This window comes from Microbulbifer sp. SH-1, assembly GCF_011326135.1.
In the GTDB taxonomy this organism is placed as follows: Bacteria; Pseudomonadota; Gammaproteobacteria; order Pseudomonadales; family Cellvibrionaceae; genus Microbulbifer; species Microbulbifer harenosus.
This window is the reverse complement of the sequence record NZ_CP046948.1, coordinates 2,876,858-2,889,227: the sequence shown is the minus strand read 5'-3', so window position 1 is coordinate 2,889,227 and position 12,370 is coordinate 2,876,858. Positions and strand designations below refer to the sequence as shown.

Annotated in this window: 4 protein-coding genes; all 4 read left to right on the top strand. The window is 57.1% G+C overall.

Annotation, left to right across the window (positions count from 1 at the left end; all coding sequences use genetic code 11):
- Positions 1 to 158 precede the first annotated feature (158 nt).
- Positions 159 to 2,420, top strand: a complete 2,262-nt coding sequence (locus tag GNX18_RS11865; RefSeq protein WP_166218335.1) for a CBM35 domain-containing protein — start codon at positions 159 to 161, stop codon at positions 2,418 to 2,420.
- 197 nt (positions 2,421 to 2,617) lie between these two features.
- A complete protein-coding gene (pelA, locus tag GNX18_RS11860) occupies positions 2,618 to 5,653 on the top strand; it encodes a pectate lyase (protein WP_166218332.1) in 3,036 nt (1,011 codons plus the stop codon).
- A 236-nt stretch (positions 5,654 to 5,889) separates the two neighbouring features.
- Positions 5,890 to 9,174, top strand: a complete 3,285-nt coding sequence (locus GNX18_RS11855; protein ID WP_166218329.1) for a pectinesterase family protein — start codon at positions 5,890 to 5,892, stop codon at positions 9,172 to 9,174.
- 561 nt (positions 9,175 to 9,735) lie between these two features.
- A complete protein-coding gene (locus GNX18_RS11850; protein WP_138235079.1) occupies positions 9,736 to 12,339 on the top strand; it encodes a fibronectin type III domain-containing protein in 2,604 nt (867 codons plus the stop codon).
- Positions 12,340 to 12,370 lie beyond the last annotated feature (31 nt).

Below are 12,370 nucleotides of genomic sequence, written 5' to 3'. Positions count from 1 at the left end.
CCTGTCCCTTGGCGGCAAATAGCGATGATGATTAGTCCCTTTGTTGTTCCCGTTAGCCCCGAATGAAGGGTGAGCAATAGGGCGTTGTTTGCGGGTGTTGTGCCTGTGACTGGTCGTCTGACTTCAATCTTCTAATAAACATAAATATGGAAGGTCACATGGAATTCAGACTCAAGAGAACAGCAGTGCTGGCCGCATTGCTGGGCAGTTTCGCGGCCGCGGATGTCTCAGCGCAGGCCACGGGCTTTGCCACCCAGAACGGCGGCACCACCGGCGGTGCCGGCGGCAATGTGGTGTATGCCACCACCGGAACCCAGATTCACCAGGCGTTGTGTAACCGCGCTTCCAGCAGCACTCCGATCATCATTCACGTCGAGGGCACCATTAATCACGGCAATACCAGTAAGGTATCCGGCAGCAGTTGCAATACCGCCGACGGCGTGATTGAACTCAAGGAGATCAGCAATGTTTCCCTGATTGGTGTCGGCAACGGCGCGCTGTTTGATCAGCTGGGCATCCACATCCGCAGTTCTTCCAACATCATTTTGCAGAACCTGCATGTGCGGAACGTGAAAAAATCCGGTTCGCCAACCTCCAACGGTGGTGACGCGATTGGTATGGAAAGCAATGTCAGCAATGTGTGGGCGGATCACCTGACACTGGAGGCATCCGGTGGTGAAAGCGAGGGGTACGACGCACTGTTCGATATGAAAGCTGACACCAAGTACGTCACGCTGTCGTACAGCATTCTTCGCAACTCCGGCCGCGGTGGCCTCGTCGGTTCCAGCGACAGCGACCTGAACAATGGCCCGGTGACCTTCCACAACAACCTGTACCAGAACATTGATTCGCGCACGCCGCTGCTGCGCGGCGCCACTGCGCACGCGTACAACAACCATTATGTGAGCATCAACAGCTCAGGGATGAACCCGCGGATCGGCGGCAAGATACGCGCGGAAAACAACTACTTCGAGGATTCGAAAGATCCGCTCGGTACCTTCTACACCAATGACATGGGCTCGTGGCAGGTAAGCGGTAATGTCTGGTCCAATATCCAGTGGACTTCCGAGGGCGACAAAAATCACCCCGCCGGCCCGAACCCCACTTCTACCACGTCCATCAGTATTCCCTACAGCTACTCCCTGTGTGATGCCAATCTGGTGCCGCAGATCGTTGCGTCTACCGCTGGCGCCAACAAGGGGCTGGCGCGCGCGACCAACTGTTCTGGCGGCTCGTCGTCCGGCGGCAGTTCCAGCTCCAGCTCTTCCAGCAGTTCCGGCGGCTCCGGCAGTGGTTCCTCCGGTGGCGGCGGCGATCTCGGCACGAACCTGGCGCTCGCCGGCGGCGCGGACGGTAGCAGCAAGGCGAGCGGCTCGAGCTACGGCAATGCCATTGACGGCGACACATCGAGCTATTGGCAGCCCGCCTCCAGCAGCGGAGAGCGCATCTCCGTCAAGAACCTGAGCGGTACCTTCAATACCGTGGTGATCCGAGAAATCGGCAACCGCGTGCAGTCCTGGCGTCTGGTGAACCACGACACCGGCGCGGAACTGGCTTCCGGCACCACCGTCGGCTCCGCACTGCAGGTGTATCTCGGCGATGTGAGCATGAGCAAGATCAACCTGATGATCGACTCCGCCAGCGGCGCACCGCAGATTGCCGAATTTGAAATCTACAACGCGACTGGCAGCAGTTCGTCTTCGTCCGGCGGGTCTTCCGGTGGCAGTGCCAGCGTCACCCTGAATGTGTCTGTTTCCGGCAGCAATGCGAATCTGAACTGGAATGTGAGCAATATCGACGTGCGCAACCAGGAGGTGTATCGCGATACCGATCCCGATCCCGCGGGGCGCCTGCGCATCGCGTCGGGTGTCACCGGTAACAGCTACACCGACAGCGGCCTGGCCGACGGCATCTACTACTACTGGATCAAGGTGACCGACCAGAACCTCGCTACCTACAACTCCAATGGCGACGATGCGCAGATCGGCTCCGCCACGGCCACTATCACCCTGCAGGAAAATGCCAGCGGCTTCTGCGGTGTGGATGGCGCGGTCGAATCCGAACACAGCGGTTTCACCGGTGCTGGCTATGCCAATACCGACAACGCCAGCGGCGCGGGGGTCGACTGGTCCGTGACGGTACCGGCTGCCGGCAACTACAGCCTGAAATGGCGCTACGCCAACGGTGGCAGTGACCGCCCGGCGGCAGTGCTGGTGAACGGCGGAAACCAAGCGTTGCTCAGTATGGGTAGCACCGGCGCCTGGAGCAGTTACAGCGATAGCAGCGCGGTAACCGTATGGCTGAACGGCGGCACCAACAGCATTCGCCTGCAAGCCACTGGCAGTAGTGGCCTTGGGAATATCGACAGCATGTCCATTACCGGCGCGGCATCTGCTGCCGCTAACTGCAGTGGAAGCTGAGAAATGGCGGGTGGCAACTAACACTCTGAAAGCGCAACGCAATTAGTGTTCGCACCCAGCCTCCCGCGCGAGGCTGGGTGCTTTGCATGTACTTTGGTGTGGGTGTGATCTCCATTTTGTGTTGTCCGGCCGCGGAACGGCATTGTTCCTTCAGGCAGGCGCGAGACATTAATGAATAACGATAAAGAGAGAAGAGAATGATCAAGTTGGGAAAGAATGCCATGTTGGGCATCGGAGTGGGGTTTTCTCTGCTCGGATCTGTCTGCGCCAACGCACAAACGCAAAGCAACCTGTCGCTGACGGCTGGAGCAGATGGGTCTTCGAAGCAAAGTGGTTCCAGTTACGCGAATGTTGTAGATGGCGATATGGCAACCTATTGGTCACCACTGGACAGCACCGGCCGCATTTCGGTTAAGTGGTCCAGTGCAACCACCGTCAGCAGCGCTGTGATTCGCGAGGCCTCGGGCTTTGAGGGTAACATCGGCGATTGGCAGCTGGTCAATCACCAGACCGGTGATGTGCTGGCCCAGGGCACAGGCGCAGGCATCATAAATTTCGCAAGTGTCAGCCTCACCAAGATCAATTTTGAAATCCTGAGCAGCAGTGGAACCCCGGCGGTTGCCGAGTTTGAAACCTACGCGGGCAGTTCTACCCCGGTAACCGGCAACGTCAACCTGGCGGTAACCGTTGCGGGGAATGATGCCAGCCTGGCGTGGGATGCAAGCAACATCGATGTTGCCTACCAATCGATTTATCGCGACACAGACCCAAATCCACAAGGACGTACCCGAATCGTTGCCAGTATTTCGGGCAACTCATACACAGACAACGACCTCGCTGATGGTACCTACTATTACTGGATCAAGATAACCGGCACCGATGGCAGCGTATTCAATTCCAATGCCGATGATGCCGTAATATCAACCAGCACCACTCTGGTGCTGCAGGAGAGTGATGGTTTCTGTGGTGTCGATGGAACTATCGACAACAACCACGCCGGATATAGCGGCAGCGGATTTATCAATACCGATAATGTGACGGGCGCCGCAGCCAGCTACAGTATCGATGCCGATTACGCTCACAGCGCACTGGTCGATATTCGCTATGCCTCGACCACAAGCCGGCCCGCCGCGATTGAGGTAAATGGTACAGTGGTCGCGAACGCCTATTTCAATGGCACAGGCGCCTGGACTACTTGGAGTAATGAGAGCGTTGCGGTGCCGTTGCAGGCGGGCAACAACCGGATTCGTCTGGTGGCACAAACCGCCGGAGGCCTGCCCAATATAGATTCGCTGACCGCAAGTGGCAGCCGCCTGGTGGTCGGCGCCTGCGGGGTGACGGACGATACCGTTCGCGACTGCAATGACATTACCGGTGTGCCGGTCATCACCGTTGCCAAAGACGGTAGTGGGCAATTCAGCAGCGTGCAGGCGGCGATCAACAGTGTCTCCGCATCCAACAGCCAGCCGATCCAGATTCGTATTCGGCCGGGCGTTTATTATGAAAAGCTGCTGATCGATAGACCTAAACTCACACTGTGCGGGGAAAAGGGGCAGGCTGCCGCGACGGTGCTGACCTACAACGACACCGCCGATACATCGAATGGCAGTGGCGGTACGCTGGGCACCTCCGGCAGTACCAGTATCTCGATTACCGCCGATGATATTTCGGTGGAAAACCTCACCATGGAAAACAGCCACGGCCCGGGAATTCAGGCCGTAGCGGCGCGCATTGCTGCCGAGCGGGTGCAGTTTCGCAATACCCGTTTCCTCGGTCACCAGGATACTTTGTATGTGCACAGCGGTTCGCAGTATTTCAAGGACTGTTATGTAGAAGGCACAGTGGATTACATTTTCGGTGGTGCCACCGCCGTGTTCGACAACTGTGAAATTCGCAGTGTAGGAAACGGCAGCGCGATCACCGCTCCCAGTACCGAACAGACCCAACCCTACGGCATCGTGTTTCTCGGCGGGCAGGTAACTGCGTCATCTGCCGTCAGCGCAGACAGTGTCGCCCTTGGCAGAAACTGGCGGCCCTACGGCGCGACCACGTATCTCGGTGTCAACCTCGGTGAACACATACTGCCGGCCGGCTGGCGAGCCATGGGCGGCAATACCCTGGATACCGCGCGTTTTGCCGAATACCAGAACACCGGCCCCGGTGCAGATATCGCCCAGCGTGTTGCCCAGTCCAGTCAGCTGTCCGACGCGCAAGCGCAAAGTTACACCGTGGAAAATCTGTTTGGTTCCTGGGTGCCAAGCTACAGCGGTGTTGCGCCACTGCTCGCGCAGGAAGGCAATCCGGTGCACAACCGTTTCAACAAGTATCTCACCGAGTGGAGCCTCAGCTCGACGCAGGCAGACATCATTCTCTCCCATCAGTACGACAATGGTGGCTGGCCGAAAAACCAGGCCTACAACAGTGCGGGCAATGGCGGCAGCGGTTCCGCCACCATCGATAACGGTGCGACCACCACAGAGATGACGTACATGGCGGAAATGTACAAACGCACGGGAAATGCCGCCTACCGCGATGCCGCTCGAAGAGCGATGGATTACCTGCTGGACATGCAGTACCCATCCGGTGGCTGGCCTCAGTTCTACCCGCGGACGGGAGGCTACGCAAATCACGTCACCTTCAATGACGATGCCATGTCGCGTGTACTGACTGTGCTTTATCACGCAGAAAAGGGGGCAGCCCCGTTTGACTCTGACGTGTTTAGCAGCAGTGATCGCGCGCAGTTCCGCGCGGCGATCGATCTGGGGGTGGAATACATCCTGCGCGCACAGTGGAAACAGAATGGTGTCTTGACCGCCTGGTGTGCCCAACACGGCGCTACGGATTATCAACCCAAGGCCGCGCGCGCCTACGAACTGGCGTCGCTCAGCGGCAGCGAATCCGCAGAGATCATCGGCTTCCTGATGACCCAGCCGCAGACGCCGGAAATCCAATCGGCAGTGAAAGCGGCGCTGGCCTGGTATCGCAGCCCGAATACCATTTTGGAAGACCATACCTACGATAAATCTACCAGGGAGAAAATCGTCTATTCCCCTGGCGATAGAATGTGGTATCGCTTTTACGACCTCTACACAAACACCGGTTTTTTCAGCGATCGTGATGGCGGAATTTATTACGACCTCATGGATATCTCCGAAGAGCGGCGTGAAGGATACAGTTGGGGCGGTGCCTACGGCGAAAAAATTATTTCCTATGCTGAGAGTGTTGGCTACTGAGGTATGGGATCGCCTGTGTACCGTGGTGTCCGGTGAAAATCCGAAAACTGGTCGGGAAATAGTTCGGTAAAAATCCGGGCTCGTAGATGAGTGTGTCTACGGCCCGGTTTTAATTGTGCAAAAGATCATTTGTCTTACCTTAGGTCTTATTGGGGATTGGTTCGGCAATGAGTGATGTACCGGCGGTTCTTGAATCCGTTGGGTAACAACAATAAACAACAAATCAGGAGTATTTGATGAGAGTACATGGCGCACTGATGGCCGCGCTGCTCAGCAGCCTATTGGCGGGCTGTAGCGACGACGGCAGCAAAAAAGAACTGGTGGAACTCAATCCAATCGTGACACCGGAGCCAGAGCCGGAAGAACCTACAGAACCCGAGGAGCCGACAGAACCCGAGGAGCCAACAGATCCGGAAGAGCCCACCGAACCCGAAGAGCCAACAGACCCGGTAGATCCTGTTGATCCGGAAGAGCCTCAGTCCAGTGTATTCACCTGTCCGGAAACCGGCCTGTATTTCTGTGACGACTTTGAAGACGGTGAATTTGAAAGTACCTGGGACGCGGTGATCGATGGCTACGGTCTCAGTGACCCGGGCGTCTTCGACATTCTTGACGAGGGCGACAAAGGCAAGTCTTTGATGTTCACTGCCGGGACCCGCGGAGAAAACCTGCGGGAGGGCGAACTGATTTTGGTGAAAGAGGGGGCGTTTGGCAGTGTGCCTGCGGATTACTTTGTAGAGTACCGTATTCGTCCGCGCGCCAATAGCAATAACGGCAATAAACAGATATACGGTATTGGCCGCTATCAGGGACCTCTGCAGTGGTATTTCGGTGGCCTGAACATGCAGGGCAGCCCCGAATCCACGCAGGTGGAAGCGGGTTACGCCAGCACCGACGACAACGGTGCGACTGGTTCTGTCAGTCGTGAAGTGCAGGTCAAAAAGCCGCTGCTTCTAGGAACCCAGGATGCCATTGACGGCAGCTGGTACACCGTGCGCTACGATATGGTGGGCAACCAAGTAACCGTGTATCTAGACGGCGAGGAGCTTGGTACATACACGGATGCCGACAGCAAATACACTACCGCGGGCCGTATTGGCTTCTTCACTTACAACCGCTCCTTCGAAGTGGACTACGTGAAAGTGGGAGATCCCGCGGTGAAGCCAGTGCAGCTCACCATCGATTATGCCGAGTCCACCTGGACCGCCACGGCGGGTGATCCGGCCCTGGAAATTAATGTCACCGCGATACAGAGCGATGGCGTCACTCCGGATACCTTTGAAGCGGTATCCAGTGACACCAATGTGGTTTCTGTCGAGGTCGTTGGCAACCTTGTAAAGCTATCGCCGCAGTCACAGGGCTCTGCGGAAATTACCTTCAGTAGCGGTTCCGACGGCAGCTTGCAGCGGACCATCAGCGTAGAAGTGGCCAAGGCATTTGAAATGCCCACTGCGACATATGGCGATATCAGTGCGAGGGTTTCACCGCTACCCGGCGCTACCGGTGAGTACGAGGATACCCGCCTCAGTATCACCTTCGACAATGCGCCGGCCCTGAATGAAGCCGTTGGTTCCGTACGGATTTTCCGCGTAGACAATAATGCCGAGGTGGATGCTATCCGCGCCGGTGGTGAAACCGATACCCTCGGTTACAAAGGGCAGACCCAAACCCGCACACTGAACACTACACCCTTCACCGTCAGCGGTAATACGCTCACCATAGCGCCGCACACCGATGTGTTGGAACCCGGTGTGGAATACTTCGTGGCCATCAGTTCCGACCTGGTACAGGGCGCGAAGTTGAATGGCAGCGATTTTATCGGACTAGGTAAAGCCACCGGCTGGACCTTCACCACCCGCGCGGCACTGCCTACCGGTGCCGATGTCACGGTGGACGACGACGGCGCTGCAGATTTTCGTACCGTGCAGGGTGCTCTCAATCACGTGATGGAGAATATCGCGGCGGACGAAGCGGCGAGCATCACGGTCGCTGCGGGCGATTACCGTGAAATGCTGTATCTCTCCAGTAAAAACAATCTCACCATTCTGGGTGCCGGGGCTGACCAGACGCGTATTCATTACGAGAACTATGAAGGGTTGAATGGCGGCAGCGAAGGTCGCACCCTGTTCCTGGTGAAAGGCGGTGACATGCTCACCCTGGAGAATCTCAGCATCGAGAATACGCATCTGCGCACCGGTGCTTATGATCAGGCGGAAACCCTGTACTTCAACAGCGAAGGGCGGTTGGTTGTGCGCGATGCGGCCTTTTATTCCGAGCAGGACACGCTACTGCTGAAAGGCTACAACTGGTTTCACAATGCGCTGATCGTGGGCAATGTGGATTTCATCTGGGGCTACAGCACCGCCACCGTATTTGAAGATTCGGAAATTCGCTCGGTTGGTGATTCCAAAAGCACTGAGGCTACCAGTGGCGGCGGTTACCTGCTGCAGGCACGCACGCCAGACCCGAGCGCGCCCGGCTTCGTATTCCTGAACTCGAAGTTGACCCAGGGGGCGGGCCCGAAAGGTGTCACCATCCAGCCCGGCACCACCTACCTGGCACGCAGTGGCGGCAGCAGCAGCTACTACGACAATGTCACGTTCATCAATACCGCCATGGACACCCATGTGTCCGCGGAGGGGTGGGCGTATGAAGGAATCAACAGCCAGCCCGCGCCCAATCCCAAAATTGCCAGCGCGGATTCCGGTTGGCGTGAATACGGCAGCACTGATCTCGCCGGCAGTCCGCTGGATATGAGCAGCCGCTGTGGCACTTCCGGCAGCTGTTATCAACTGACTGAAGAGGAGATGTTGAGCCGCTTCTGTTCCCGCGCGCAGATTTTTGCTAGCTGGAACAGCGGTGAAGGCTGGGATCCGTACCCGGAAGACACCGGTGACGATCACTGCGTGGTGACCGAACTACCGTCAGAGTCCTGGAGCGGCGCCGGCCTGCTGCTGGGCACTCAGGGTTCGATTACTCCGGCGAGCGGCAGTATTACCGAGCAAGCGGACACCGCTGTTACCTTTACAGCGAGCGACGGTAAGTTTGAAAGTGGTATGTCTTTCTATCTGGTTTCCCAGCAGGTAACCGGCGACTTCACCCTTACTGCGAAGTTGAAAAGTGCAGGCGTACCTTATGCGGCCAATCAGTTCCCGGTGGGGCTGATGATGTGTGAGTGCGATGTAAGCAGCGGCAGCAACTCACCGCTGGCACATGTTGGCATGTACATGTCGGGCGCCGAATGGGTAACCCAGTACGGTCATGTCCTGGCCGATGGTGGTGGTTGGGGCAAAAGCGGTGATGGGACTGTACTAACCCCCGGTGACAACCTCTACTTCAAACTGCAGCGGGTAGGGCAGCAGTACAAGGCCTATTACTCTACCGATGGCGGTGTCACCTACTCCAGCGGATGGGGCAACACCTTCACCGACATGCCAGATACGATCAAGGTTGGCCTGTTCGCCGCGCCGTATCACGACGATCAGTCCTTCACCTTCGAAGATATTCAACTGACCCAGTAAACACACAGGCCCTGCGCAAGCGTGCGCAGGGTCCTGTCTTTCCGGAGCAGATAGTGATTCCAGTAAAAATACCCGAAGGAAAAGGTTGGGTGATCGGCCTGGCCTTTCTGTTGATCATGGCGGCCACCGATACTCGTGCCGCGGTTCTAGACGACCGGGCGCAACCTGGCCTCACTGCAAGTGGGGCCAGGACTTCGCTATCTGGTCTGGCCACTTTCTGAAACTTACCGCGCCGCTGCAGCGGCAAATCCCCTGCGATATGCATCACAATCCTTGTAGGAAAACTACAAAAACCCTCTTGTTTGAGTGTTTTTTGAACACATTTGGCGCCAAATGATTCTTGTAAGACCGGTTACCAATCTGTTCATTTCTAGTTGGTACAAATGGTTGAATATGCCTAACCAATCTGTTTTCATTGCCAAACCAATAAGTGTCAAGGCTGGGCCTGGGTGGTAACCGCGCACTCAATAATTCAAACAGTGCCGCCATCAGGAAGCTCTCCGGGCGTATGACCCGGGCTCATAAAAATAACGATTTAAAAAAGAGAGAGAAGGGGTAAGTATGAAACCTTTACCTTGGGCGAAATCTGCACTTGCGTTGTGCATTATGGGAACACTGACTGCCTGTGGCGGCGGTGGCACCGATGCGAACAATGAAGGCGATGTGGTTACCACGCCGCCACCGGTATCCAGCAGTTCTTCCGGTGGCAGCTCATCCAGCAGTAGCTCTTCCGGCGGTGGCAGCACCGGCCCGATTCTCTCGGAAAACTTTGGTGACGGCCTGTTTGTAAACTTCGACGAGGCCGATACGGAGTTTTTCTTCAGTCAGGAATACAAGGCACTCAGCGCCAGCAATTCCAATGATGCCTTCCCGTCCTTTTACTATCCCACTTGTTGTTTCTTCCTGAACGACACGCCGACGGACGGCCCCGCGGTCAATCTTGCGCAGATGGGGATCGTCAGCGACAACGGCAACCCGGCGCTGCTGCTGGACACTGGCCGTTTCACCGCCGGCCAGACGCGGCCGGAAAAGGATGCCAAGGATCCGAAGAAAGACACCACCAGCAGTAGCGACCTGGCCACCTGGGGTGAGCTGGATCTGGGCCGCCCCTATCGCATCTCCTTCTGTGTGAAGGAGGCCGTATCCGGCGGCAGAAACATGATGGTGTTCGTGGACAATAACACTTCCAACGCAGGTAACTCCCTGTGGACCGGCAACAACTCGCGCATCTTCCAGGCACCAGTCAGCCAATTGGAAGCCGGCAAGCGCGTGGAGATCAACGTGCCCGGCAGCCCCCGTATGGGCGGCGAAGTGATAAGTGACTGGGCTTCGGTCGATGAACTGGTTGGCGAGGGCACCTCTTTCCTGCAGTTCCGTGTCGAGGGTGGTAACACGGTGATCATCGATGACCTGCTGGTGGAATATCAGGACGAGAATGGCCAGGCGGCGCTGCCGGCCTGTAACGTGTTCACCCCGGCTACCGCGCCGGACGCCCCGGAAGCCCCCACCGTCTTGACCGGGGATGCGCAGCTCGGTGTCAGCTGGGGCAGCATCGTGGGTGCAGCCACCTACGATCTCGCCTACAGCACCAGCGACGACATCACTGGCGCAACCCTGGTGGAAGGCCTGACCGAAACCAGCACTACCCTTACCGGGCTGACCAATGGCACGGACTATTACGTCTGGGTGCGTGCGACCAATAACGTTGGTGACAGCGACTGGAGCACCTCGGCCAGTGCCACTCCCGTTGAGCCCCTGGGCTGCAAACTCACCACCACCAGTGACATAGGTGCGGATGTTGCCTGGAGTGTGTGGGACGGTTGTGTGTCTCCGGATACCAGTGGTGCCCTGATATTGAATGCTGCCAGTGCTGGCCAGCTCAGCTATCCGGACGGCAACGTGCTGTTCGCCAGTAACAAAAACGGTACATCGACACTCAACACCACTGCTGACGCTGGTGCGCGCAGTAAGGGCGATCTGACCGGCATCTTCGCCGAGCAATATCCGCAGCACTTCACTCTTATTGCGCGTGTGGACGTGTCCAAAAGCACTGACCGCGGTATTGAAGTGGAAACCGTGTTCGCAAGCCCCAGTGACAGCCGCGTAAAACTGCTGCTGCGTCCCAATGACGGTACCCCCAAGGATGGCGGTAAAGGTCGTATTCAACTGGAGCGCTTCCTGAATGGTGTGGCCGGTGACTCCAGCACTGGTGAAACCGCCCAGGCGGATGTGAGAATGACACTTGCAGACGGTGAAAAGCAGCGCTACCACATCTATCACGTGAGCTACACGGTGGAAGATCCCGCCGTAGCCGGCGCGAACAACATTACCGCTGTGATCTACCGCGATGGTGAGAACATTACCGACCTGTTTACCCCCTCCGATGACGGCGTCGTCGACGCCGCAATCAAGGGTACCGGCCGCGCCGGTGGCGGAGGTGCAAACCGCATTCGCATCGGAGAAGACTCCAGTTCCGGTCATTTCGCCGAAGTGGACTGGATGCTCTGGAGCGCCGATCCGCTGGTGGCGGCCATGAGCCCTGCAGAACTTAAAGGCAAGCTACCAGCCACAATCGGCGAGCTGGGTGCTTATGCGGGCAGTGGTGACGGCAGCTCCAATGTGATTCTCAGTGAAAGTTTTGCAGCTACGGATGGCGATGGCTCGTCCAGTAACTTCTTCACCACAGCCTACAAGAGCATCAGTGTCGACAGCACTACTGAAGTGCCTTTCTACGCAGTGAGCGGTGGGGGCTCAAACATGCTCATCGCAAGCGGTGCCCTCAGCCTGACCAATGCGCGTTTCACAATTGGTGACAAGTCACCGGAAACCCCCACGGCGAGTACTGACACCGAAGCCGCTCTTGATGGTGTGTTGGATCTGAGTCAGCCCTACCGTATTCGTTTCGATGTGCTGGCCAATAGTACTCCGAGTGAAACCGGCAGCAAGAAGTGCCAGATCCAAGTGGATAACAACACTACCGGTGCGGCCAACTCAATCTGGCAGGAAAGCGCATCCCGTATATACAGCGTTGAAGCGGATTCCATCGCCGTCGGCACCGTCACCGTGGAAAGTAGTGTGGGCACCGATCACTCATCGTTGTTGTTCCGCTGCGAAAACGGCGCCGGCCCCATAACCATCGACAACCTGGTAATCGAGCGCCAGTAACGGAATGCGCGCAGGCCAAATAATTTGGCCT

Bases quoted from the DNA above. Each gene is read 5' to 3' on its own strand.
- GNX18_RS11850 (WP_138235079.1), top strand. From the start codon at position 9,736: ATGAAACCTTTACCTTGGGCGAAATCTGCACTTGCGTTGTGCATTATG.
- pelA (WP_166218332.1), top strand. From the start codon at position 2,618: ATGATCAAGTTGGGAAAGAATGCCATGTTGGGCATCGGAGTGGGGTTT.
- GNX18_RS11855 (WP_166218329.1), top strand. From the start codon at position 5,890: ATGAGAGTACATGGCGCACTGATGGCCGCGCTGCTCAGCAGCCTATTG.
- GNX18_RS11865 (WP_166218335.1), top strand. From the start codon at position 159: ATGGAATTCAGACTCAAGAGAACAGCAGTGCTGGCCGCATTGCTGGGC.